30 protein-coding genes are annotated in these 22881 nt (G+C 44.5%); 26 read left to right on the top strand and 4 right to left on the bottom strand.

The window, feature by feature from the left end:
* Positions 1-5: 5 nt before the first annotated feature.
* The 17 genes from QUB70_RS14750 (at position 6) to QUB70_RS14665 (ending at position 13517) form a co-directional block, all read left to right on the top strand.
* Complete coding sequence (locus QUB70_RS14750) at positions 6-464, top strand: UPF0158 family protein (protein ID WP_332981388.1); 459 nt, start codon at positions 6-8, stop codon at positions 462-464.
* Between the two features lie 610 nt (positions 465-1074).
* A complete protein-coding gene (locus tag QUB70_RS14745) occupies positions 1075-1530 on the top strand; it encodes an ATP synthase subunit I (protein ID WP_332981386.1) in 456 nt (151 codons plus the stop codon).
* A gap of 27 nt (positions 1531-1557) precedes the next feature.
* Positions 1558-2313: a F0F1 ATP synthase subunit A gene (gene atpB / locus QUB70_RS14740; RefSeq protein ID WP_172184533.1), complete on the top strand. Its 756-nt coding sequence runs from the start codon at positions 1558-1560 to the stop codon at positions 2311-2313.
* Between the two features lie 146 nt (positions 2314-2459).
* Positions 2460-2705 (top strand): ATP synthase F0 subunit C, encoded by a 246-nt coding sequence (gene atpE, locus QUB70_RS14735; RefSeq protein WP_172184535.1) that lies wholly within the window; start codon positions 2460-2462, stop codon positions 2703-2705.
* Between the two features lie 26 nt (positions 2706-2731).
* Positions 2732-3199, top strand: a complete 468-nt coding sequence (locus tag QUB70_RS14730) for a F0F1 ATP synthase subunit B' (RefSeq protein WP_332981383.1) — start codon at positions 2732-2734, stop codon at positions 3197-3199.
* Between the two features lie 87 nt (positions 3200-3286).
* Positions 3287-3814: a F0F1 ATP synthase subunit B gene (locus QUB70_RS14725; protein ID WP_332981382.1), complete on the top strand. Its 528-nt coding sequence runs from the start codon at positions 3287-3289 to the stop codon at positions 3812-3814.
* Between the two features lie 3 nt (positions 3815-3817).
* Complete coding sequence (gene atpH, locus QUB70_RS14720) at positions 3818-4363, top strand: ATP synthase F1 subunit delta (protein ID WP_332981381.1); 546 nt, start codon at positions 3818-3820, stop codon at positions 4361-4363.
* 118 nt (positions 4364-4481) lie between these two features.
* Positions 4482-5999, top strand: coding sequence for a F0F1 ATP synthase subunit alpha (atpA, locus tag QUB70_RS14715; RefSeq protein WP_332981379.1), 1518 nt, complete (start codon positions 4482-4484; stop codon positions 5997-5999).
* 129 nt (positions 6000-6128) lie between these two features.
* Complete coding sequence (locus QUB70_RS14710) at positions 6129-7082, top strand: F0F1 ATP synthase subunit gamma (RefSeq protein WP_332981378.1); 954 nt, start codon at positions 6129-6131, stop codon at positions 7080-7082.
* Between the two features lie 486 nt (positions 7083-7568).
* The gene (locus QUB70_RS14705; protein ID WP_332981376.1) at positions 7569-7943 is read left to right on the top strand and encodes an EndoU domain-containing protein; all 375 of its coding nucleotides are present in this window, start codon (positions 7569-7571) and stop codon (positions 7941-7943) included.
* 99 nt (positions 7944-8042) lie between these two features.
* Positions 8043-8456 carry a hypothetical protein gene (locus QUB70_RS14700; RefSeq protein ID WP_332981374.1) on the top strand — a complete coding sequence of 138 codons (414 nt, stop codon included), beginning with the start codon at positions 8043-8045 and terminating at the stop codon, positions 8454-8456.
* A gap of 44 nt (positions 8457-8500) precedes the next feature.
* Positions 8501-9073, top strand: a complete 573-nt coding sequence (locus tag QUB70_RS14695; protein ID WP_332981373.1) for a hypothetical protein — start codon at positions 8501-8503, stop codon at positions 9071-9073.
* Positions 9074-9695: 622 nt separating this feature from the next.
* The gene (locus tag QUB70_RS14685) at positions 9696-11921 is read left to right on the top strand and encodes a Z1 domain-containing protein (RefSeq protein ID WP_332981370.1); all 2226 of its coding nucleotides are present in this window, start codon (positions 9696-9698) and stop codon (positions 11919-11921) included.
* A 97-nt stretch (positions 11922-12018) separates the two neighbouring features.
* The gene (locus QUB70_RS14680) at positions 12019-12408 is read left to right on the top strand and encodes an EndoU domain-containing protein (RefSeq protein ID WP_332981368.1); all 390 of its coding nucleotides are present in this window, start codon (positions 12019-12021) and stop codon (positions 12406-12408) included.
* Positions 12409-12431: 23 nt separating this feature from the next.
* Positions 12432-12698, top strand: a complete 267-nt coding sequence (locus tag QUB70_RS14675; protein WP_332981366.1) for a MafI family immunity protein — start codon at positions 12432-12434, stop codon at positions 12696-12698.
* A gap of 12 nt (positions 12699-12710) precedes the next feature.
* Positions 12711-13115, top strand: coding sequence for a hypothetical protein (locus tag QUB70_RS14670; protein WP_332981364.1), 405 nt, complete (start codon positions 12711-12713; stop codon positions 13113-13115).
* A gap of 27 nt (positions 13116-13142) precedes the next feature.
* Positions 13143-13517 (top strand): hypothetical protein, encoded by a 375-nt coding sequence (locus QUB70_RS14665; RefSeq protein WP_332974736.1) that lies wholly within the window; start codon positions 13143-13145, stop codon positions 13515-13517.
* Positions 13518-13664: 147 nt separating this feature from the next.
* Here the strand turns inward: QUB70_RS14665 and QUB70_RS14660 are convergent, their stop codons facing one another.
* From QUB70_RS14660 to QUB70_RS14650, 3 genes are read right to left on the bottom strand one after another with little or no spacing between them, the layout of a single operon-like run.
* The gene (locus tag QUB70_RS14660; RefSeq protein ID WP_332981363.1) at positions 13665-13973 is read right to left on the bottom strand and encodes a DUF2442 domain-containing protein; all 309 of its coding nucleotides are present in this window, start codon (positions 13971-13973) and stop codon (positions 13665-13667) included.
* Between the two features lie 35 nt (positions 13974-14008).
* A complete protein-coding gene (locus tag QUB70_RS14655; RefSeq protein WP_265233925.1) occupies positions 14009-14221 on the bottom strand; it encodes a helix-turn-helix domain-containing protein in 213 nt (70 codons plus the stop codon).
* Positions 14222-14273: 52 nt separating this feature from the next.
* Positions 14274-14486, bottom strand: coding sequence for a helix-turn-helix domain-containing protein (locus tag QUB70_RS14650; protein WP_106149042.1), 213 nt, complete (start codon positions 14484-14486; stop codon positions 14274-14276).
* A 218-nt stretch (positions 14487-14704) separates the two neighbouring features.
* Between QUB70_RS14650 and QUB70_RS14645 the strand changes: the two genes are divergently transcribed.
* The 9 genes from QUB70_RS14645 (at position 14705) to QUB70_RS14605 (ending at position 21238) form a co-directional block, all read left to right on the top strand.
* A complete protein-coding gene (locus QUB70_RS14645) occupies positions 14705-15148 on the top strand; it encodes a hypothetical protein (protein WP_332981362.1) in 444 nt (147 codons plus the stop codon).
* 90 nt (positions 15149-15238) lie between these two features.
* The gene (locus QUB70_RS14640; protein ID WP_332981361.1) at positions 15239-15508 is read left to right on the top strand and encodes a hypothetical protein; all 270 of its coding nucleotides are present in this window, start codon (positions 15239-15241) and stop codon (positions 15506-15508) included.
* Positions 15509-15616: 108 nt separating this feature from the next.
* Positions 15617-16201: a Uma2 family endonuclease gene (locus QUB70_RS14635; protein ID WP_442927787.1), complete on the top strand. Its 585-nt coding sequence runs from the start codon at positions 15617-15619 to the stop codon at positions 16199-16201.
* 149 nt (positions 16202-16350) lie between these two features.
* Positions 16351-17532 (top strand): YcjF family protein, encoded by a 1182-nt coding sequence (locus QUB70_RS14630; protein WP_332981359.1) that lies wholly within the window; start codon positions 16351-16353, stop codon positions 17530-17532.
* 262 nt (positions 17533-17794) lie between these two features.
* A complete protein-coding gene (locus QUB70_RS14625; RefSeq protein ID WP_332981412.1) occupies positions 17795-18334 on the top strand; it encodes a Uma2 family endonuclease in 540 nt (179 codons plus the stop codon).
* Positions 18335-18859: 525 nt separating this feature from the next.
* On the top strand, positions 18860-19177 hold the full coding sequence (locus QUB70_RS14620; protein WP_332981357.1) for a 2Fe-2S iron-sulfur cluster-binding protein: 318 nt from the start codon (positions 18860-18862) through the stop codon (positions 19175-19177).
* A gap of 57 nt (positions 19178-19234) precedes the next feature.
* The gene (locus QUB70_RS14615; protein ID WP_332981410.1) at positions 19235-19426 is read left to right on the top strand and encodes a hypothetical protein; all 192 of its coding nucleotides are present in this window, start codon (positions 19235-19237) and stop codon (positions 19424-19426) included.
* Positions 19423-20598 carry a DUF3326 domain-containing protein gene (locus tag QUB70_RS14610; RefSeq protein ID WP_332981355.1) on the top strand — a complete coding sequence of 392 codons (1176 nt, stop codon included), beginning with the start codon at positions 19423-19425 and terminating at the stop codon, positions 20596-20598. The genes QUB70_RS14615 and QUB70_RS14610 overlap by 4 nt, the downstream gene beginning before the upstream one ends.
* Before the next feature lie 46 nt (positions 20599-20644).
* Positions 20645-21238 carry a CPBP family intramembrane glutamic endopeptidase gene (locus QUB70_RS14605; RefSeq protein WP_332981354.1) on the top strand — a complete coding sequence of 198 codons (594 nt, stop codon included), beginning with the start codon at positions 20645-20647 and terminating at the stop codon, positions 21236-21238.
* Between the two features lie 349 nt (positions 21239-21587).
* Here QUB70_RS14605 and QUB70_RS14600 read toward each other — a convergent pair whose 3' ends face one another.
* Complete coding sequence (locus QUB70_RS14600) at positions 21588-22622, bottom strand: methyltransferase (RefSeq protein ID WP_332981352.1); 1035 nt, start codon at positions 22620-22622, stop codon at positions 21588-21590.
* Positions 22623-22881 lie beyond the last annotated feature (259 nt).

Here is a 22881-nt window from a genome sequence, read left to right as displayed (position 1 = left end):
CAAAAATGTCAATTACGATTTCAAAGGATGATATCTCCCGCATCACTGAAACTATGAAGATTCGAGATGGGGAGGGAATCTATGGCTATATTGACCGTGAAACTGGTGAAGTTTTAACTGGCAGCCTGGATGAGCCATTGGCAATTATTCCTAATGAAGAAGATGAGAATTATGAGGAAGTAGAATCTGAGTTCAACCGCCGGTACTTGCCAATTCCTCAAGCAGGTTCAAGGGATAGCTATCAAGACATGGTAGATTTCATTGAAACTGTTGCAGATGAACGGTTGCGAGATTTATTGGGGGTTGCTGTTCAAGGGCGAGGAGCATTTGGTCGCTTCAAGGATGTATTGCGCCGTTCAGAATATGAATCAGAATGTAACCGCTGGTTCGCATTTAGTGAGAAGTGCGAGTATGACCGAGTAGTTAAATGGTTGACTGCTGAGGGGTTCAGCGTAGAAGCCTAACGCAAATCCTGCTTCAACTTAGAGCTACTGCTTCACAGCATCTCTTGATTGCTAAACCGTACCAGTGCAACCTCATTTTACTCGTTACCACGCGCTTTGCCTGGTAACGCAGATCCAGAGGCTGTGCCTCGAATTTACCATGCGGGCGATCGATCGGCACTACATTCATCCTATGACGCACGGGTAGCCAGAAACCGGGTTTTTTTACGACAATACTTCGCACTCGCCTGTAGATAACCGTAAAAAACCCGGTTTCTTAGGTCTTTATGCGTCCAGCAGGACTGTTTCCCTTCCCAGACGAGGCAGATATCCTGGTTCCCGGGCTCTTCTTGGGAACCAGGATATCTGCCTGGGAACCAGGATAAAAGGTTTTACTCGTTACCAGGAAGAGCCTGGTAACGCAAGTCCAGAGGCTGTGCCTCGAATTTACCGTTCTCCGAAACCAATCAAAAAATTTATTTTTTTAAGTTATGTTACCTGCACGTGGTATTATTCGATGTGAAGTGTACGAGCTGTAACGTTTGTCACACTTGTCGCTACAAGACGGTTTCAACCGAATTAATTGTAGTGGGAGTCAACTAACACCGACTGCTTTGAAAGTCAAGTAACCTTGTCAGATCAATCTCGCGCATCCACCGCCCAAACGCAGGACATCTCTCAGACAGGTTCGTCCGAACCGGAGTCCACTGATGCTATGCAAGATTTCTACAAACTTCAGCAACAGTTGTTTGTAGTCACACTCGCTTTCACGGGAATAATTTTTATCTCTGTGTGGATTTTTTATTCACTCAACATTGCCCTAAATTACTTGATTGGGGCGATCGTAGGTGTGGTTTACTTGAGAATGTTGGCCAAAGACGTTGAGCGCCTCGGCCCGCAAAAGAGGAGTCTGAGTAAAAATCGGTTGGCTGTATTTATTGGGTTGATTGTAGTAGCAACTCAGTGGAATCAGCTACACATTTTGCCGGTATTTTTGGGATTTCTGACATATAAGGGCGCGCTCGTCTTTTATATGCTGCAAAGCCTGTTCATTCCCGATTCCGTCAATGGGTCAGGCAGTCGGTGAACCCTCCACTGTGTGAACTTCTTGTGAATGGAAATGCTAAATGTCTTAAATGCCTTTAATGCTCTTCCCTTCGCTGTGTTGGAAGTTGGCAAGCATTTCTACTGGCACATAGGCAATCTCAAAGTTCACGGACAGGTATTCATCACCTCCTGGATTGTGATTGCTCTCCTCCTGATAGCTTCCCTGGCCGCAACTCGCAATATGCAGAGAATTCCGCGCGGAATGCAAAATTTCATGGAGTACGCCTTAGAATTCATTCGAGACTTGGCTAGAAATCAACTCGGCGAGAAAGAGTACCGTCCCTGGTTGCCATTTATTGGCACTTTGTTCCTGTTTATTTTTGTATCGAATTGGTCGGGGGCCTTAGTTCCTTGGAAACTAATTAGGTTGCCAGAAGGCGAACTAGCTGCTCCGACCAACGACATCAACACGACGGTAGCACTTGCTTTGCTGACTTCTTTGGCATATTTTTATGCGGGTTTCAGCAGGCGGGGTTTGGGTTACTTTAGTAAGTACATCGAACCAACCCCAATTTTGTTGCCGATCGCGATTTTGGAAGATTTCACCAAGCCTCTTTCCCTAAGTTTCCGTTTATTTGGTAACATCTTAGCGGATGAATTAGTGGTAGCGGTGCTGGTGCTGTTAGTTCCCCTGTTCGTACCTCTGCCCGTAATGATGTTGGGTCTGTTTACCAGTGCGATTCAAGCTTTGGTATTTGCCACCTTGGCAGGAGCTTACATTCACGAAGCATTGGAAGGACACGGCGACGAACACCACGATTAACTCTCTGGAATTGGTTAATGGCTAATAGCGATATGTCAGAAATCAGCAGTCCAATGACTAATGACTCATGACTAATTACCAATTACCAATTACCAATTACACACTATCTGTTTTTCAATCTGTACACAAAGTTAAGGAAAATTATCATGAATCCGACAGTTGCTGCTGCTTCAGTTATCGCCGCAGGTTTAGCTATTGGTTTGGGCGCTATTGGACCTGGCATCGGTCAAGGTAATGCCTCCGGTCAAGCAGTAGAAGGTATTGCCCGCCAGCCGGAAGCAGAAGGCAAAATTCGCGGAACTCTCCTGCTGAGCTTAGCGTTCATGGAATCCCTGACCATCTACGGTCTGGTTATTGCATTGGTGCTGCTGTTTGCTAATCCTTTCGCTTAATACTGAAGGACTGCAAAAAGGGGCGGATGTCTTTCCGCCCCAAAACAAAGGAGGAACTAAAAGTGTTTGATTTTGATGCAACTTTGCCCTTTATGGCGTTGCAGTTCCTAGTTTTGATGGTAGTCTTGAACGCTGTTTTCTATAAGCCCGTGACAAAGATGCTCGACGAGCGGGATGAATACATCCGCACCACTCAAGTGTCTGCTGGGGAACGCTTGGCTAAAGCTCAGAAATTAGCGCAGGAATACGAACAAAAACTGGGAGAAACTCGCAAACAGTCTCAAGCAGTAATTGCTGCGGCTCAAGCAGATGCCCAAAAAACCGCGTCGGCAAAAGTAGCTGAGGCTCAAAAAGAAGCTCAAGTGGCGCGAGAAAAGGCAGGACAAGAGATTGAGCAACAAAAACAAGAGGCAATGCGCTCGCTGGAGCAAGAAGTAGATGTCCTGAGCCGACAAATTCTTGAAAAGCTATTAGGCACTGCACTTGTCAAATAGCTCGATCGAACAGTTTTAGATTTTGGGTGAATGCTCAAATCTAAGATCGGTTCACTAAACCTGCACGCGCAATTATGGAAGAGTATCATGGGGACTGTTTTATTGCTAGCCACAGAAGCTAGCGGGGAAGGTGGTTTCGGTTTAAATTTCGATATTTTAGAAACCAACCTGATTAACCTGATCGTTGTTATTGGATTGCTGTTTTACTTCGGGCGCGGCTTTTTAGGGAACATCCTCAGCGAAAGACGCTCCGGCATCGAAGAGGCGATTAAAGAAGCAGAAACTCGCCAAAAAGATGCAGCAGCAGCTCTAGCAGAGCAACAGCAAAAATTGACTCAAGCGCAAGCAGAAGCGGAACGGATTCGATCCGCTGCTGAAGAAAATGCGAAGAAAGCCAAAGAAGCAATTCTAGCTCAGGCAGCGCAGGAAGTTGAACGCATGAAAGCAACAGCAGGTCAAGAGTTGGAAGCGGAGCGGGAAAGAGCGATCGCCCAACTCAGATCGGCGGTTGTATCTATGGCATTAGAAAAGGTGGAAGGCCAGCTAAAAACTAGCTTGAACGAAAACGCTCAACACCAATTAATCGATCGCAGCATTGCCTTACTGGGAGGCTAGAAAGTGAGTAAAGTCAGCACAGAAGTCTTACAGCCTTACGCATCAGCTTTGATGTCACTGGCTAAGTCTAACAACCTCTCAGAGCAGTTCGGCGAAGATATCCGCTCCTTGCTGAACCTGCTAGAAAATTCGGAGGAACTGCGCCTGTTTCTAGGCAGTCCTCTGGTGAAACCGCAGGATAAAAAAGCCGTCATCGATCGAATAGCGGGCGACGAAATGAACCCGTTGATGCGGAACTTTTTGCGGCTGTTAGTAGACAAAGGACGGATTCTTTTCCTAGAAGGAATTGGCAAAAAATACTTGACCGAGCTCCGAGAACTCAACCAAACTGTTTTGGCGGAAGTTACCTCGGCTGTCCCGCTTTCAGAGGCTCAGCAGCAAACTGTGCGCGAGAAAGTGCAGGCGATGACCAGCGCGAGGCAAGTGGAAATTGAAACCAAAATTGACGCAGATTTAATCGGCGGAGTCGTGATTAAAGTAGGCTCTCAAGTGATTGATGCCAGCCTGCGAGGACAATTGCGCCGCTTGGGAATTCGATTGAATTCTTAATAGTTAATAGCTGATAACTATTAGCTAATTTAGTGAGCGGTTAACTGTTAGTAGTTTTGAACAACTGACAATTGACAACTGACAATTGACAACTGACAAATAATAACTGACAACTGACATGGCAGCAATCAGACCAGACGAAATTAGCAGCATTATTCGCCAGCAAATTGAGCAGTACGACCAAGATGTTAAAGTTTCTAACGTCGGTACGGTTCTGCAAGTAGGCGACGGTATTGCCCGGATTTATGGCTTAGATAAAGCTATGTCCGGGGAATTGCTAGAATTTGCCGACGGCACTGTTGGTATTGCACTGAACTTGGAAGAAGATAACGTCGGCGCTGTGCTGATGGGACAAGGCCTCGGCATCGAAGAAGGTTCGGTGGTAACAGCTACTGGCAGAATTGCTGAAGTCCCCGTGGGTGATGCAATGTTGGGACGGGTAGTTGATGCTTTGGCGCGTCCGATTGACGGCAAAGGAGAGATTAAAACTACTGAATCTCGCTTGATTGAATCTCCGGCACCGGGGATTGTTTCTCGCCGTTCTGTTTACGAACCGATGCAAACAGGAATTACCGCTATTGATGCGATGATTCCGGTGGGAAGAGGACAGCGGGAACTGATTATCGGTGACAGACAAACCGGTAAAACTGCGATCGCGATCGACACAATCATCAACCAAAAATCGGAAGATGTAATTTGTGTGTATGTGGCGATCGGGCAAAAAGCTTCTACAGTAGCTAACATCGTCAACGTCCTGCAAGAAAAGGGCGCGATGGACTACACGATCGTAGTAGCAGCCAACGCTAGCGACCCCGCAACCCTGCAATATTTGGCTCCCTACACAGGTGCTAGCTTAGCCGAGTATTTCATGTACAAAGGCAAGCACACTTTGGTCATTTACGATGACCTTTCCAAACAAGCACAAGCTTACCGCCAAATGTCTCTGTTGCTGCGCCGTCCTCCCGGTCGCGAAGCATACCCCGGAGACGTGTTTTACCTGCACTCTCGCTTGCTAGAACGCGCTGCTAAATTGAGCGACGATTTGGGCGAAGGCAGCATGACTGCTTTGCCGATTATTGAAACCCAAGCTGGCGACGTTTCTGCTTACATTCCTACCAACGTAATTTCGATTACCGACGGTCAAATCTTCCTTTCTTCTGACTTGTTTAACTCTGGTTTGCGTCCGGCTGTAAACCCCGGTATTTCGGTATCGCGGGTAGGTTCTGCGGCTCAAACTAAGGCAATGAAAAAAGTAGCCGGTAAGGTGAAATTGGAATTGGCACAGTTTGAAGAACTGGCAGCATTTTCTCAGTTTGCTTCTGACTTGGATAAAGCTACTCAAAATCAATTGGCGCGGGGTCAACGGTTGCGGGAACTGTTGAAACAGGACCAAAGTTCGCCTCTGCCGATGAACGAACAAGTGGCTATAATCTATGCCGGTATTAACGGCTACATGGATGATATCGCTGTGGAAAAAGTCAGCAAGTTTACTGTTGGTTTGCGCGATTATTTGCGGACTAGCAAGCCGAAGTACGGCGAAATTGTTCAAGGCGGAAAGGCCTTGACTGATGAAGCTGAGAAGCTGCTCAAAGAAGGCATTGCAGAATACAAGCAAACTTTCTTAGTTTCGGCGTAAATCGAGTTGGAATTTTGAACCGCAGATGAACGCGGATAAACGCAGATAATCTGAAGTTCATCTGCGTTTATCTGCATTTATCTGCGGTTTTAATTAAGAAGATGCGGGCAAGGATGTAAGGAGAAAGTTATGGCAAATCTGAAAACTATTCGCGATCGCATTAAGTCGGTCAAGAACACTAAAAAGATTACAGAAGCAATGCGTTTGGTGGCTGCTGCTAAGGTGCGCCGGGCTCAAGAACAGGTGACTGCTACTCGGCCTTTTGCCGATCGCCTCGCAGAGGTATTGTACGGTTTGGCGGAACGCTTGCAGTTTGAAAACCTGGATTCGCCGCTGCTGAAAAAACGCGAAGTGCGATCGGTGGGACTGTTGGTAGTTTCGGGCGATCGGGGTTTGTGCGGCGGCTACAACAGCAACATCATCAGATACGCCGAAAATCGCGCTAAGGAAATCAAAGCTGAAGGCTTAGACTACAAATACGTGTTGGTAGGACGCAAAGCTACTCAGTATTTCCAGCGCCGCGAACAGCCGATTGATGCTACTTACGCTAACTTAGAACAAATTCCCACAGCACCGGAAGCGGCGCAAATTGCTGACGAATTGCTGTCTTTGTTCCTGTCGGGAACTGTGGACAGAGTTGAGCTAATTTACACCAAGTTTGTGTCGCTAATTAGTTCGCGTCCGGTAATTCAAACCTTGTTACCCCTCGATCCCCAAGGTTTTGAAGTGAAAGACGATGAAATCTTCCGCTTGACTACGAAAGGCGGAGAGTTTCAAGTATCGCGCGAAAAGGTTTCTGCACCTACTAAGAAGAGTTTGCCCCGCGACATGATTTTTGAGCAAGATCCGGCGCAAATTTTGGATGCTCTTTTGCCCTTGTATTTGAACAACCAATTGCTGCGGGCTTTGCAAGAGTCTGCTGCTAGCGAGTTGGCGGCGCGGATGACGGCGATGAACAATGCTAGTGAGAATGCTAGCGATTTGATCGGTAGTTTGACGCTGACTTACAACAAGGCGCGGCAAGCGGCAATTACTCAGGAAATTCTGGAAGTTTGCGGCGGTGCTGAGGCTTTAAACGGTTAGGTTAGGGTTGACAATTTGTTGATTTTATGCTATGCGTCTGGGGGAACTCAGGCGCTATTTTTTGTGTAGTTGTTTGAGTAGTCGTAGGGTGCGTCGCTACGAAAAATTCTTAACTCAATATCGACAATCTCACGGCGACGCACCTGGGATATTCAAGAGATCGTGTAAACAAACCCAATACTTGTTTGCTTAACTATTGTGTAAGGTGCGTCGCTGTCAGATTGTCTCTCTTTATTTGGGGATTGTCGATGGCGACGCACCCTACAAATACTGCATCGCTGCGGCAATTCCGGGTATTGATAAATATCTTATGGCGACGCACCCTACTGCGATAATCTAGCGGAAGTCACGATCGCTAAAGAAAAAGTTAGAATAATTTATGAAGGCTTTAAAGAAGTAGAAGTAAAATTAAAGCGATCGCCCTTATTGCCAACAAGGACATTAACCACTAATCTGAGCATTAGTTTTAGCAATGCCGCACCCTCAATGCAATCAAACTCTAGTGGTAGTTCTGGAATTCCCCAGCAACTATCACCCGAAATGGAACAAAAAATCCTCTATGGAGAGCGTCGCCCTGTCAACTCCGATAGGATAGTAGGAGCGCACTCACCCAAAATCAAAACCAGTCCAGATTTTATATTTGCTTCTCTTACCAATAATCCAGATGGTACTACAACAGCTTTCGATTTAATTAAACGATTTTCTGATGGCACTTTTTCCCGGAAAAAGCGGAGGTCTACTTTTGCACCTGACAGTTGGAGTGATGAAAAAATAATCGATGCAACTAAGCAAGTTGCTAGCACCGTTGCTGTTAATACGAATACTCAGGGTGCTAGTTTGCACAGGGAAACAGTCGATTGAGTAGAGTGGGAAGTAATCAAGGACTCGATCGGGAACGTGATATCTTCTTACCCTACTGGTGGCATACCAACAACTAATTTTTAACGAGGAGTTACTCAGATGAGTTTCGCACAGCTAGATGAATATTTAAACCAGGAATTTTCGCCGGATAATTGGTCAGATTATGCTGTTATATATGCTTGTGAACTGGTGCAAGAACTGACACCTGCTGACTGGGAGGAAATCAAATATTGTTGGTGCGATCGTTCCCAAGAATGGCAATTGCGCTGCGCCGAAATTATTTCCGATGCTGACTCCCAACAAGCAATTCCGTTGTTGCTAGAAATGCTTGAGACACCGGATGATGAGCTTACACTCACCGCAGCAGATTCTTTAAGGTCGATCGATGCAGCCAAAGAAAATTTAGATTTGAGTCTTGATGTTTTAAAACGCTTGCAAATTCTTTCTCAAAATAGTCCGATCGCTCAAATTATTGTTAATGAATTGCTTAAAAAATTGCCAGTGAGATTGTGAATGCAAATAGAAACTGTTAGTTCAGGCCGATCGCCTATTTGATTATGACTCAATCTCCCCCGATAATATCGATCGATCGCATCCTCGAACAAAATCCTAAATCCGTACTGGCTTGGGTGAAAAATACATTATCGGCTCAAACCACCGCACCACAAGACTTTAACTGGCTGTTGTTAGCCGATGTTTCCTCTGCGAAGGCTCGAAAAGGTGAAAATAATGCGGGTTTGTGCGATCGCCCTTGGGCAGAAGTAGCAACCGCAATTTACGATCGACTGGCTGAAGCCGCGGAACAGAAAAAACCTGGTAGCGGGGAGTCGGTGAGGATTTCGTCAATGATGTTGCGGGCTGGGGCGATCGCAAAATACGGAATAGTTGCCAACGATTCTGTTCTGGATGTCAACTTAATTCTACAGTGGTTTTGGGATAACATCAAAGAATCGCGGGAAGATGTGGCACAAAAGGCTGCCAATTGGAAAACGCTTCCTATTCAAGAAATTCGAGAGTTAAGACAGCTTAAAAATCGGTTGAAAGTTATCGCTGCACTCGCGAATAGTGATAAGTATGTTTTGGATGAAGAACTCAAAGCTTGGCTGGCGTTACGAGAGAAACTGCCGTAACGAGTGAGTCTGTTTAATCTAACAGAAAGCCTGGTTCGATATTAGACTTTGTTCGCCCGGTGTACCGTGTAATAGCCGAGGATACCAAGCTAAAGGTACAGAAATAGTACGATAATCAGATATATCGACTGTTAGCGCGTTGTCTGTATGATTAACGATCGGGATTTTCTACACGGTGCAGCGTTCTTAAGGTTAATTAACTATGGATGCAGGATTACCATCACCCATGCTTTTGCAATACACCAGTCAATATACTTAGTGGAAAGTGATAGCAGTAAGTCGGCTATTCTCTTCAAGGTTTCTAAGAAAGCCACTTCTGCATGGTCTTTCACCTTGAGCGCTCAGGAAAAATCTGCTCTAGCTACTGTGTATGATAAGTATCCTGACTTTTCGACATTTATAGCGCTAGTCTGTCACAAAGATGGTATCTGCTGCATAGCTGAAGAGCAATTTTGGAGTATAGTGGATCAAAATGCAGATATTAGTGATCAACACATATCTGTGTCTAGGCGACCTCAAGGAAGTTATCATGTAAGTGGTCCAGGCAGGCAGCAGATGAATCAGACTGTACCTCAGAATGATTGGCCTCGCGTAGTTTTGTAAAATAAATAAAAAAACCGCCATGAGTAAGATTCCGATTAAAAATGATGGCTATTGTATCAACAACTTTCTTGACAGGATTAAGAGCAAACTTGGAAACACAGAAGCAGAGCAGTTAAAGCAAGCTGCTGTTGAAATTGTTCAAAATTGCGTTGATGTTTACTCAACAACATTTGGCTCTGGTGATGTTGGTGCTACAGGAACAGGTATTGTTAGCAATCATCATAAAGGTAAAATACCTTATGGTACGACTGGACTAATCTATGGCAAAGTCCAAAGCGGCAAAACTAATACTACCATTGCTACGCTGGCACTTGCTGAAGCTAATAAATTCCGTTGCTTCATTGTATTAACATCTGATAATACATGGCTAGGTAAACAAACAGCAGATCGTTTTGCAAATCAGATCAAAGGTGGCCCTGTTGTCTTTAATTGGGAACAATGGAAAAATGATCCCAGAGAATTTGCTAATCAACTGCATGACTATATCAATGATACTGGTGTTGTCTTAGTATCCACAAAAAATGTGCGTCACCTTGAGAACTTACTTAAGGTTCTCAAGTCTGCTCAAGCCAGTAGCGTACCCACTTTAATATTTGATGATGAGGCTGATAATGCTAGTCTAAATACCAATGAAGCCAAGCAAGCTAAGAAGGAAAAAAATACGGTTCCTGATAGTAGGATATTTGAAATAATCGCCGAAATTAGGAAACAAGTTGCTAATCACATATATTTACAAATCACAGCTACTCCTCAAAGCTTGTTGCTGCAAAATCTCGACCACCCCTGTAAACCCGCCTTCTGTGTACTTTCTAAACCAGGCAATGCTTATATAGGAGGAGACATTTTTTTTGAAGCAAATAGCCAACATTGCTGTACGGTGAAAGCCGAAGAGCTGGATCAGTTAAAAAAACAGGGAGGAAAAATCAACCCTGGAGATAATTGGGATATGCCGCCAAAGCTGAAATTAGCTTTGTGCTGTTTTTTCGTGGGTTCAATATACAAAATGAAATCAGCAAAAGATATAGATGCTAAGTATTCTTTTTTAGCTCATATTGACCACAAGCGGATTACTCACAGCACGTTGGAAAAGGTTATTCGCAGCTTTGTTGTAGAGCTTGACAAAGCTCTGCGAGCTAAATCATCTGTCACAAAGCGAGAGGATGCACTTAAGTGGTTAAGTGAAGCTCATGCGGAGTTAAGCAAAACAGCTTCTAACTTACCACCTCTCAATGACCTTGTTGTGGAGCTAGAGTATCAGTTACGAAATACTATACCAAAAGTTATTGATGCCACCAATCCAGATAAGGAACCAAAATACAGCCCAGGTATAAACATTCTAATTGGAGGAAACCGCTTGGGGCGTGGTGTAACTATTGAAGGATTGATGATTACTTATTACGGGCGTGATGCCAAGCAAAAGACGATGGACACAGTTCATCAGCACGCACGAATGTTTGGTTATCGTAAGGAATTGTTAGATGTTACTCGCCTCTTTTTACCCGAACACATTTTAGAGGATTTCCGCGCTATCCATGAGTCAGATGAGGGTATGCGTGAAGTAATTGATGAGAACACTGGCAAAATTAAGCTTACGCCAGTGTGGGTTGGTCGCAAACTTAGACCAACCCGTGCCAATGTCCTTAATCCAGCAGCCATTGGTGCTTTTACCCCAGGATCTTCTATTTACCCCCCCGATCCACTGTGGAAAGCTTCTGAAGTTAAAAAACACACAGACGCACTTGATAAACTTCTGTCTACATTTAAGGGAGATGATGAATACCATGAAGTAGACATCGACGATTTAATCAAGATTATTTCAGAAATGCCAAGCCGTTCCTGTTCTGGGTATGTCTGGGAAGATGAGCGAGTCAAACAGGCACTTCAAGCAATGAAAGCAGAAGGTATCCATAAGGGTATTCTCAACGTTCGTCGAGGTAAAAGGGGTAGTGATGGGCTCGAATTGAAAAACCAACCTACTCGACCTTGGCGGCGTGGTTTTGCACAAAGTCAGTGGCTAAGTAAGCCCAGACAAAAATACCCTGATGTCCCTGTACTGGTTGTTATGTATCAAAAAGGTGAAAAACAAAATAGTTGGGATGATCAACCTCTCTATTTGCCAACACTAATTCTGCCTAAGAACAAATTCGTCTTTATGTTCAATTACTCAGAGGAATCAGAAGAAGTAGAAGAGCAGGAAGAAGATGAACTAGAATGGAATGATTCAGAGGAAATAGACGAAAGTTAGTTGATGCAACAAGCATCATATGATTCACCAGAAGCCGTCAGATAGGAGATAAACTCCTGTTTGACTATAAAATTATGGCAATCTCCAAAAGCCATCTATGAGCAACCATTCTTTAGGCAATATTCCCAGTGGAATTGATGTCAATAATCTATCTCAAATCAACTCTCAGCAACGGACACATATTCTCGATAGTGACGCAACTGGGGGAGGTCACGGCCCTGGTAGAGGAATTTCTGGTAAAAGTGAATTTCCCACAGGCTGGAGCGATGAACAGACAATTAATTATATTTCTGAAGTGGTGAAAGACCCTAATTCTATCTGGTTCCAGCAAAATGGAACGCCTGGTGCTAAATACACTAAGAGAGGAAAACCTGTAAAATGGCAGATTGATGGAACCAGGAATGGTGTTAACATAAGGGTAATTGTAGAACCAGATGGCAGAGGTTTAATCACAGCTTTTCCGACCAATATACCGCTCAATCCGTAGATAATTATTAAGGAGATCGACTCATGTTTGACTATAAAATCGTGGTTAAAAAATTGAATGAAGTCCTTGACAAACTTAAAGAATCTCTCTCAGACACTCAAATAGAATTTCTTCAATCCTACATCAATGCGGGTGAGTGGAATTTGGCATTAGAGACTTTGTGCGATATTCTCATTGAGGAAGAAATACCCATAGATTCAAGGGGTTATGAACTTTTGCAAGAAGTGGGCAATACCTTGAGCATGGAAAAGGAAACGTGGGAGATGCTAAAGGTGCAAGTAACTCCTTGAGCAGGAATAATTATGAAAATTAGTGCAGCAATGGTCAATCACTATTTATCTGACATAACAGTTGCGTGGTTCAATCATCACGAACTACCGCCGGATGAAATGCAAGATTATTTGCCATTAGTTCAGTGGATGAAACAAAACGCTAGCAATCACGATGATTTGGAGTATTTGAAACTGGCATTTGAATATTTGCTAACACATCCTGATGTGAATTATGAAGATTTTTCTGGCGGTCGTTACCCTTACGATAGCGAGGATATCATAGAAATAATTGATTTTATCTACAGAACAATTTGGTCGGATTTACCCGCAGTATCGCTGAGCAATTCCGATGATGTACAACTTGTGTCTATATCGTTAGAGGATTGGTGGGCCAGTCGCGAACAATTACCTGAACTAATCACTTTATCAAAATAGTCTCATTGGTAAAAGACAGAGGTAAAAATGGCAAAAAAAATCTGGATTGTCTACAAAGCCGAAACGATGAGTGCTCCCGGTTGGGAAGAACGCCAGCTTATGCCGAGGGGCGGTTTAACTGATATTCTGTGGGAAAACTGGAGTTGGGAAGAAAACCCAATTCTTCCCCAGCCGGGGGACAGAACCCGCGACTACGACAATCTATCTGACTCCGGTAATGCAGTAACTCACGGAAAAGATGGAGACTGGATAGTTACTAGCGTTCACCAGTTTTCTTCCTTTGATACTGACTTGCGAATTGTGCTGTGCTACTGTTCTTTCCAGCCGATTACTTCTGATTGGGAAGCGCTGCAACGAGGTGAGTCTGTGAATCCAATGTGGGCAACTGTCGAGCAATATTGAGTTGATAAAAATTCGATCGCGTCTGGAGTAATTCAGACGCTATCTTTTGAGTTAAAAGATGTAAGCCAAAGTCGTTTTGGTTTTCGTAAATCAGGACTGAAGTCCTTACTACAAACAAATTAATTTAACATAAAACCTGGTTTGATATTAGACTTTGTTCGCGCGATCGTCTAACCACCGCTGAAATGACTTTTGACTTTCTCCAGACGGTTTACCGAGAATGATATTTTTGACGCTGATGTCTTCGTCAAGTTCGGGCCAGTGCATTCCTTCGTTCTCACCAATAAATCGCCAATTATTACGATCGCCCGGTGTACCGTGTAACAGCCGAGGATACCACGCTAAAGGAACCGAAATAGTACGACCATCAGATAGATCGACTGTCAGCGCATCATCTGTAATGACTACCTGTTGCGCTTTGGGGATTTCTAGCAATTCAACCATTACTGATGTCAAAAGCTTACTTCTCTATCTTAGCTTGGCCGATCGCCCTACTCTTTCACTACCTCAACCAAATCTTCCACCATCACATCAAACGTCCGCGCCAACTTCAGCAAGCACGTAAAATCAACCATTGCCATCCCCGGAGAACGCGAATAGGTTGTCAGAGTGCTGTAGATGACTCCCGATCGCTCTGAAACCTCTTTTAGCGTCCAACCCTTCTCCGCCGCAAACTCTTTTACCCGCAATCTAATTAAACCCATTGACAGAAAACTAGATTTAGTTTTTAATAGTTTTATCGTAAAGGTCGATCGGCTATTCCTGCACAATTTCCACCAAATCTTCAATCATCACATCAAAGGTGCGAGCCAATTTGTGTATGGAAATGAAGTCAATAGTTGACACCCCCGGACAGCGGGCGTAGTGTCTGACGGTGCTGTAGATGACTCCCGATCGCTCTGAAACCTCTTTTAGTGTCCAGCCTTTCTCAGCAGCGAATTCTCTGACTTTTAATCTAACTAAACCCATACTTGACAACTGATGGTGTACCATCATAAGATGGTTTTATCGTAAAAAGCGATCGTCCTTACGCCTGGAAAACTAAAGGGCGATCGCCTGTTCAAATCAAATTCTTGCTTTCAAGGAGGGCAACTACCGCTTTCCGAGAGTTCAAACACCCGTCAACGACAGGTCAACTACTCATCTCAAACGACACGTCAACTACTCATCTCAAACAATTACAGACTATGTTAGCAAACTTTTCGCAAAAATCAACCCCCGTTCATCCCTTGAGCCGATTTGCGACTAAAGAGGCGATCGCGCGTCTCCTCAAAATCAAGGTAGAACAAATATATCGCATCGAGCGGTGGCGGCACATCCTTTACGTACACGCCCAAGGCATGAGTCGCTTTGTCAGCTACGCCGACTTACCGCCAATTTTGGGAGTAGAATCGCCCAAAGGTTTAGATTTTGGTTACTGGAAGCGGCGGATGGCGAGCAAGAAACAGAGAAATGCACCGGATTTTTGGGTGGATTTCTATGCACAGAAATTTCATCAAGCTGTTTCGGTTCCTAAATTGTTCGACTGGGGGCGATTGGTGGGAGTGATTAAGTTTATGTTGCCGCAAATAGCAGTTGAGTCGCTGCGGAATGTTTACGCACAGGAAAAATATGTGCTCGAACATTTCTAATTTGTAGCACAACACTTCAGCAAGGGCGATCGCTAAAATATAATTGGACTACCTAAAATATCCCTAGAAAACAAGCCGAGGCAAAAAACAATGACAACGGAACGCTGGACAGACGAAATGATGGATGATTTGGCTGCCACTGTAGATCGAACGACTCGGAATATCGAACAAACTAACCGCAATGTCGATATGCTGGTAGGCGCTGTCAATGCTCTTTTAGAAAGAGACAGTCAACGGGATGAAGAAATCCGGCGGCGGAATGAGGATTTTCAACAGTACAAATTAGAAAACGACCAGCGATTTAATACTCTGCTCGAAGAAGTCAGATTTTTAATCAGAAAACTGGGAGATAATCAATGAGATATACTTTGTAGGGTTCGCACAGCGCACCTTACCTATCATCCCAACAATTTTCACAGCATCAGTCATAATAGAATTAGCGAACTATCCAAAGTTGAGGAAACACCTATGCTGGCGACTATCAGCGAATTACCCAAAATCGAGGAAACGGCTCTGCTGGCGACTACCGCCGTACAGGATAATCTTACCATAGAAGATTTCATGGCCAATCCGCCAGACAACATGGAATGGGTGGACAGACAACTCGTAGAGAAAAATGACATGACACTGAAAACTGGTCGAATTCAATCCAAGCTAAGTCGTTGTTGGGGAAATTACAAAGATTCCAGGGGCCCAGGAGGTGAAGTTTATACCGAAGCACCTTGCCGCACCAACCGACAAGTTCGCCGTCCCGATGTAGCTTATCTCACACCCGAATTAGTTGCACAATTCGGTGATGTTCGTACTTTACCGCAGAGTTTCCCGCTAGTTGCTGAAATAGTTTCGCCCACAGATATTGCTGAAGATGTTTTTCTCAAAGCTCAGGAATATTTAGCATCTAGCTGTCAGGAAGTCTGGCTAGTTTTTCCTGACAGTCATTTAGTATTCGTGGTGACACAAAATCAAATATTGGGATTTCGAGCCGACGAAACAGCCAGCACTCAACAAGTTCTCGCAGGTTTTAGCATTGCCGTCGATGAATTGTTAGCTTAAAATATTAAATTATACCAAATAGGGCTAAATTACTACCTTTACTCTTTTAGTCCGCGAAGGCGGACTTCGTTTGTATAGCCCCGAATTCTATTCGGCGGGCATTATTTATACACACATACTGACTAATCCCATTATCGGAGCAAACCGCCATGTCAGACGACTTTTCCTTAGACGAGCTTTTAAATAGAAGTTACTACGCCTTCAAAGAGGCAGAAAGCCAAGTGGGACAGTGCAATGTTTTAGTCATCGGCAAAACCGGCGTCGGCAAAAGTACCCTGATAAATTCCGTTTTTCGCCAACGCTTAGCAGAAACCGGAGTCGGCCGCCCCATAACTCAAGGCATCCGCCAATATACCAAACCGAATTGCCCGATTACAGTCTACGATACTCCCGGACTCGAACTCAACGCCGAACAAATTAAAGTTATTCAATTAAATGTTGCTAAACTGATTGAAGACCAAAGACTCCTGCACCCAAAAGAACACATTCACGTCATTTGGTACTGCATCAATCACGGTGCAAATAGAATAGAATCTGTGGAGGAAAGCTGGCTCAAGGAAATGGAAGTTAAAGATGTACCAGTTATTTTAGTGCTGACTCAGACTGCATCGAAAAAGCCGGGCGAGTTTTTCAAGCAACTGGAACACATGAATTTGCCCGTCAGTCAAATCATCCCCGTCATGGCTGAACCGGAAGAAATTGATGAGGATTATACAGTAAAATCTCACGGTTTAGATAAGTTGGTGGATGCTACTTTTCAACTGCTGCCGGAAGTAGCTAAAAAAGCTTTTGTGAAAGAACAAATTGCAAATATTGCGCTCAAATCCGATATGGCATTTAAGTATCTAAGTGCTTATGTGGCAGGTTCTGCAATTGTCGGTGCGACTCCTGTACCGTTTGCTGATGCGCCGATTTTGATGACGATGCAAACCGCAATGATTGCTAATATTACTGTGATTTTTGGAATACCCTTTGATAAGGGGTTTATTTCGGCGATGCTGTCTGCTATTAGCGGCGCTGGTGGGGTTACTGCTGTCGGCAGAAGTATTGTGACTAATTTGATTAAAATGATTCCTGGTGCGGGTACTGTTGTGGGCGGTGCTATCTCCGGTGCAACCGCAGCAACTCTCACGCTTGCCCTCGGTTTGGCTTACATTGAAGTGCTTAAAGCTTATATGAAAGCTCAAGTTAATGGGGAACAACTTTCTTTGCAGCAGTTGACAAAGATGTTTGTGGATTTGTATAAGGATTATGCTTCGTCGGGGCGTAAAACTTTGAAGGATGAGAAACCGGCTCAACCTAAGCCTCCCAATCAAATTGATATTGAGTAAATGGGGAATGGGCATAGGGCTTTGGGTATGGGTTATTTTTTTACTCCAACTGAGATATTGCACGATTCTCAATAAGCCTTTTATGAACAGGCAAGATGCCTGTTCCACAAAGATATTAATTTTCTTGTGGAACAGGCATCTTGCCTGTTGCTGAAAATGGTGCAATATCTCAGTTCCAATCAACTCATTCCCAATTCCCAATTACCCATTACCAATTGATTGCTACAATATGAGTGAGTTCTGCAAAAGGGAGTAAATGGCTATGGTAATGGCAGCCGTTTTATCAGAAAATGTTTCTCTAGAAGACTTCATCGCCTGTCCCGCCGATGATATGGAATGGGTGGACGGGCAAATCTCGGAGAAAAATGGCATGACAGTAAAACACAGTCGAATCCAATCTAGACTAGATCGTTCTTGGGGAAATTACAAAGATTCTAGCGGACAAGGTGGCGAAGTCTATACGGAGGTTCCTTGTCGTACTGAAAGGCGAGTACGACGGCCGGATGTGGCTTATCTGACTGCTGAACTGGTTGCTGAATATGGCGATGTTCCTACTTTTCCTCAAAGTCCGCTGTTAGTTGCTGAAATTGTTTCTCCTACTGATATTGCGGAAGAGATTTTTCTGAAAGCACAAGAGTATTTAGATTCGGGTTGTCTGGAAGTTTGGATTGTTTTTCCTGAAAGTCGCTGGATTATGATTATGACTCAAACTCAAAAGTTGACTTTTAACTTGGGTTCTACAATCAGCACTCAGCTAGTGCTGCCGGGTTTTAGTGTTGCGGTTGATGAGTTGTTGGCTTGAAGGCAAATATTATACCATTTATAAAAAGCGACGGTACAAAATAAGTATTGTTTTTGTCTCCACCCCTGTATATAAGGTGCGTCGCTATGAGATTGTCGAGCTTATTTAGGGATTTTCTCGCAAGCGAAACACCCTACGATTACTAAAAAATGTTGTGTGATTGAAACTCAGGGTTGTTTATACTCGACTCTTGAAGAACTGAGGTGCGTCGCTTGCGAGATGGTCGATATTTAATTAGAGATTGTTTGTGGCGACGCACCCTACGACTACGACTGACCTAGTTTGATTTTTCAAGCTACCTCGACCGTCTCGGAAATAAATAAATAAATCATTAAAAAAATCTAATATTTCGCGGTAAACTGCTTGACAAGATGGCTTTTTTTTGCATTAATTTTTAAGAAAAATTACCAGCAACATAAAAAAATGTAAATTTGCACAAAATCACCAACAGCGGTAAAATAATCGTTGCTTTGTTTCCAAATCTAGCGTAAATTCCAATTGGGAATTCAAACCAATAATCGAAATATGTCTCAAACTTACACCGTTGAATTACTTCACCAAGGCAGCACCTATACCGTAGAAGTGCCGGAAGATCAACCAATTTTGCAAACTGCGCTCGCCGCTGGGATTGATTTGCCGAACTCTTGCAATTCGGGGGTTTGTACTACTTGCGCTGCTAAAGTTATTGAGGGTCAAGTTAAGCAAGTTGATTGCATGGGCGTTAGTCCCGAACTTCAGGCCGAAGGTTATGTGTTGCTGTGTGTTTCTTTTCCCCGATCGAACTTGAAGATAGAAACAGAAAAAGAAGACATTGTGTACGATCGCCAGTTCGGTAAATCCTAGGACTAAGCTAAAATTGACAATAGTACCGATCGCAGTACAACGACTATGGATCGCCCTATGACCACCCATTTCATTTCCGCAGAAGTTGACCTCCACGAGACCGCCGAGCAACTGCACTCGGCTATTGAAATTGAACTGCAAAAACACGGCGAACCCCTGCGCTGGGCAGTCACAGACGTGGATGTCGATCGGCAAAAGGCTGTGGTAGAAGGCTACGTGCTCGTGGAAGCATCCCCCGCAACACCGTGAACCCCCGCCCTTTAACAGTGGTTTTGATAGTCCCCACAGGCGTTGGAGCCTCGATTGGTGGGTTTGCAGGAGATGCGCTGCCCGTGGCTAGGGCGATCGCCCAAATTTCAGACACCCTGATCGCTCACCCCAACGTCTTCAACGGCGCTCAACTTTATTGGCCGATACCTAACGCTCTCTACGTCGAAGGTTACGCCCTTGACAAATTTGCGGCCGGATGCTGGGGCTTGCAACCGGTACATCAAAATCGCATCGGCTTAATCCTAGATTCCGCGATCGAACCAGACTTGCAGTTGCGCCACTTGCAAGCGGCTGATGCAGCGAGAGCTACATTGGGTTTGAATATAACTGATTGTGTTTTAACCGATCGCCCCCTGGAAGTAGAATTGCGTATTTCCGAATCAGGGGCATCCTGGGGGACGATCGGCAATCCCGACAGTTTATTGCGCGCAGCCGAAAAATTAATCCGACAAGCAAGAGTAGAGGCGATCGCAGTTGTGGCCAGATTTCCCGACGATGAAGGCAGCCTCGCCCTCGAAAACTACCGCCGCGGCAAAGGAGTTGACCCCCTCGCAGGCGCGGAAGCTGTCATCAGCCACCTCATCGTCAGGACGTTTAAAATCCCCTGCGCCCATGCCCCCGCGCTGTCTGCGCTTCCCCTCGATCCGCACCTGTCCCCGCGATCGGCTGCTGAGGAAATCGGCTATACTTTCCTACCTTGCGTCCTTGCCGGCCTGAGCAAAGCTCCCCAATTTGTCACTCCTACTGTGGGAAAGGCATCTTGCCTGTCCCAGCTATTGGGCGGGCAAGATGCCCGCACGCAGGTATTGGGCGGGCAAGATGCCCACCCCACAAGAGAGAAATTCTATGCAAACAGGCGAGATTTCGAGTCCCAGGATTTGTGGGCAGATCGAGTCGATGCGGTGGTGATACCCGCCACAGCCTGCGGCGGCAGTGCTATTCTGAGTTTGAGCGCGCGATCGTCCGTACAAATCATCGCTGTGGGCGACAACAAAACCCAGATGCAGGCGACTCCAGAAAAACTCGGAATCAAAGCTTTGCAGGTAAACTCATATTTAGAGGCGATCGGAGTTTTGGTGGCTTTGCGAGCCGGCATCAGTCCAGCTTCCTTGGGTGCAGACATCTCCTCCCTGCGTTGTTTGTCTGACTAAACCCAACAAATCTCAAATCTCAAAACTCAAATCTAAAAGTGATTAAGTGGCAGAAAAACTTCCCGAAAATCCTGAACTTGAACCCTTGACGCGCACCCAAGTTTTAGTAGCAATGGGCGTGACAGCAATTATGTTGCTGGCGGTAGCTAAATTGTGGTTGCTATTTGGATCGGTATCGCTTTTGCCAGTCAAATTGATAGGAATCGACTTGCTCAAAGGATGTGCGATCGGACTGGCAATTACAGGTGGCAGTGCGATCGTTTATCAGCTTTGGCCGGGTTATCGCCGGAGTGCAGACGTTTACTTGGAAGTAGTGCTCAAACCTTTGTTTTGGCCGGATTTAATTTGGCTGGGACTGCTGCCCGGACTTAGCGAAGAATTGCTATTTCGAGGCGTGATGCTGTCTGCTTTGGGATTGAATGTTACCGGTTTAGTTTTATCGAGTTTTTGTTTCGGCATTCTGCACTTGGGAGGCATGGATCAGTGGCCTTATGCTGTTTGGGCAACGGCTGTCGGATTGCTGTTGGGTTACAGCGTTTTAGCTACTGGCAATTTGTTAGTGCCAATTACGGCTCATATCTGCACGAATTTGATTTCTAGCTGTGTTTGGAAGTGGGAACACAATCAAGTGAAGCAGTAGGATAGATGGATATCGACCATAAAGCGGGCGATTGAAATCGCTAGCAACGCGATCGCACAGTTAAAGTGCGATCGATCGCTTTTTCGCTTGGCTGCAACATAATGGTCACGTATTTGCCTAACACATAGCAGGTTTGCGCTTTGTTTGGACTTGAAATTTGTTCAAGTCTTGATAATAGCAATTATGAAAAATATTGCTATAGTTCGGATGTCGGGGGGAACGAAGTGCAGCCCAACCTACTTTTGTTATTGTTGCAGAACTTTTCATAATTGCTATAAGAAAATTGAGATTAATTGAGCAATAGTAATCCTACACCAGAATAATTCCGGTGTTTTTAGACCTGCTAATGTCAAGCAGGTTTCGCCTCGATCGCACTTACTGGCCCTTTCGTTTCTATCATATTAGTCACTTTAAACCCTGCGGAGGAAAGTAAATTATAAAATTCATCCTTTGTCCGCATGAAAGTACCCCCCAGAATGAACAAAGTTAGGCTACCCATGCCAATAAATGGCGACATTTTGCCTTCAGGCAACATAAAATCAACAATCATCAGCCGATCTTTAGCTGTCATAGCTTGATAGCAATTTTTAAGAATTGTAATAGCATGAACATCGTCCCAATTGAGGAGGACACGAGAGAGTAAGTAAAGATCGCCACTAGGGGGAATCGCCTCAAAAAAGCTGCCTCCAACTATTTGACACCTATCTGCAACTCCAGCCACTTCCAAAACCGGATTTGCATCCACAACAACATCTTCGCGATCGAACAAAATCGCTTGCATCTTCGGATTCGCCTTCAGAATCACAGCCGTTAGCGTTCCAATCCCCCCTCCAACATCCACCAGTGTCTTAACATCTGAAAAATTATAAGCTTCAAGCACCGGAAGCAGCCACTCCCTTGTTGTCTCCTTCATCCACTCATTAAAATTTACTGCCGCCTCAGAATTCAGCTTCAAATAGCTATAAAAATCAGTCTTAAAAGTATGTTCAAAAGCAGTTTCTCCAGTCTTTATACCGTAGAGTAAATTGCCCCATCCCTGATATAGTTCATCACCCATTCCCAAAACCGTACCTCGTAAAGAATCAGAAGTACCAGTTAGAAGATGTTTTCCCAAATAATTTAATCGAAACTTGTCATTATCTTCAATAGAAAATACACCAACACTTACTAGCATACGCATCAGGTGATAAATACCCTGAGAATTTACACCAGCAGCTTTCGCAAGTTCATCAGCAGTCTTAGAACCATCACTCAGAATATCTGCAATTTCCAGTTTAGCCGCTACAAAAAGAGCCTGAGATATTTTAAACCCATACATCATTTCTAGTAGCAATGACGATGAGTTTTCGCTGTTTAATTGGGTATTATCTGAATATAAAGCCATGAGTTGTCCTTTGACTGAAAGTTTCTAATTGTTACACTGCATAAGTTCTAGGTACGTAGTTGGGCTTTAGCCCTCTTATATCTGAACCACAACTACTTACCTTTTAAGAGGGCTGAACCACAACTACTTACCTTTTAAGAGGGCTGAACCACAACTACTTACCTTTTAAGAGGGCTGAAGCCCAACTACTTACCTTTTAAGAGGGCTGAAGCCCAACTACTTACCTTTTAAGAGGGCTGAAGCCCAACTACTTACCTTT

Origin of the sequence: Microcoleus sp. A003_D6 (genome assembly GCF_036702825.1) — a bacterium.
GTDB lineage: Bacteria > Cyanobacteriota > Cyanobacteriia > Cyanobacteriales > Microcoleaceae > Microcoleus.
This window is presented reverse-complemented; position numbering and strand designations above follow the sequence as displayed.

Bases quoted from the DNA above. Each gene is read 5' to 3' on its own strand.
- QUB70_RS14750 (WP_332981388.1), top strand. From the start codon at position 6: ATGTCAATTACGATTTCAAAGGATGATATCTCCCGCATCACTGAAACT.
- atpB (WP_172184533.1), top strand. From the start codon at position 1,558: ATGGAAATGCTAAATGTCTTAAATGCCTTTAATGCTCTTCCCTTCGCT.
- atpE (WP_172184535.1), top strand. From the start codon at position 2,460: ATGAATCCGACAGTTGCTGCTGCTTCAGTTATCGCCGCAGGTTTAGCT.
- QUB70_RS14730 (WP_332981383.1), top strand. From the start codon at position 2,732: ATGTCTTTCCGCCCCAAAACAAAGGAGGAACTAAAAGTGTTTGATTTT.
- QUB70_RS14725 (WP_332981382.1), top strand. From the start codon at position 3,287: ATGGGGACTGTTTTATTGCTAGCCACAGAAGCTAGCGGGGAAGGTGGT.
- atpA (WP_332981379.1), top strand. From the start codon at position 4,482: ATGGCAGCAATCAGACCAGACGAAATTAGCAGCATTATTCGCCAGCAA.
- QUB70_RS14710 (WP_332981378.1), top strand. From the start codon at position 6,129: ATGGCAAATCTGAAAACTATTCGCGATCGCATTAAGTCGGTCAAGAAC.
- QUB70_RS14705 (WP_332981376.1), top strand. From the start codon at position 7,569: ATGCAATCAAACTCTAGTGGTAGTTCTGGAATTCCCCAGCAACTATCA.
- QUB70_RS14700 (WP_332981374.1), top strand. From the start codon at position 8,043: ATGAGTTTCGCACAGCTAGATGAATATTTAAACCAGGAATTTTCGCCG.
- QUB70_RS14695 (WP_332981373.1), top strand. From the start codon at position 8,501: ATGACTCAATCTCCCCCGATAATATCGATCGATCGCATCCTCGAACAA.
- QUB70_RS14685 (WP_332981370.1), top strand. From the start codon at position 9,696: ATGAGTAAGATTCCGATTAAAAATGATGGCTATTGTATCAACAACTTT.
- QUB70_RS14680 (WP_332981368.1), top strand. From the start codon at position 12,019: ATGAGCAACCATTCTTTAGGCAATATTCCCAGTGGAATTGATGTCAAT.
- QUB70_RS14675 (WP_332981366.1), top strand. From the start codon at position 12,432: ATGTTTGACTATAAAATCGTGGTTAAAAAATTGAATGAAGTCCTTGAC.
- QUB70_RS14670 (WP_332981364.1), top strand. From the start codon at position 12,711: ATGAAAATTAGTGCAGCAATGGTCAATCACTATTTATCTGACATAACA.
- QUB70_RS14665 (WP_332974736.1), top strand. From the start codon at position 13,143: ATGGCAAAAAAAATCTGGATTGTCTACAAAGCCGAAACGATGAGTGCT.
- QUB70_RS14655 (WP_265233925.1), bottom strand. From the start codon at position 14,221: ATGGGTTTAATTAGATTGCGGGTAAAAGAGTTTGCGGCGGAGAAGGGT.
- QUB70_RS14650 (WP_106149042.1), bottom strand. From the start codon at position 14,486: ATGGGTTTAGTTAGATTAAAAGTCAGAGAATTCGCTGCTGAGAAAGGC.
- QUB70_RS14645 (WP_332981362.1), top strand. From the start codon at position 14,705: ATGTTAGCAAACTTTTCGCAAAAATCAACCCCCGTTCATCCCTTGAGC.
- QUB70_RS14640 (WP_332981361.1), top strand. From the start codon at position 15,239: ATGACAACGGAACGCTGGACAGACGAAATGATGGATGATTTGGCTGCC.
- QUB70_RS14635 (WP_442927787.1), top strand. From the start codon at position 15,617: ATGCTGGCGACTATCAGCGAATTACCCAAAATCGAGGAAACGGCTCTG.
- QUB70_RS14630 (WP_332981359.1), top strand. From the start codon at position 16,351: ATGTCAGACGACTTTTCCTTAGACGAGCTTTTAAATAGAAGTTACTAC.
- QUB70_RS14625 (WP_332981412.1), top strand. From the start codon at position 17,795: ATGGTAATGGCAGCCGTTTTATCAGAAAATGTTTCTCTAGAAGACTTC.
- QUB70_RS14620 (WP_332981357.1), top strand. From the start codon at position 18,860: ATGTCTCAAACTTACACCGTTGAATTACTTCACCAAGGCAGCACCTAT.
- QUB70_RS14615 (WP_332981410.1), top strand. From the start codon at position 19,235: ATGACCACCCATTTCATTTCCGCAGAAGTTGACCTCCACGAGACCGCC.
- QUB70_RS14600 (WP_332981352.1), bottom strand. From the start codon at position 22,622: ATGGCTTTATATTCAGATAATACCCAATTAAACAGCGAAAACTCATCG.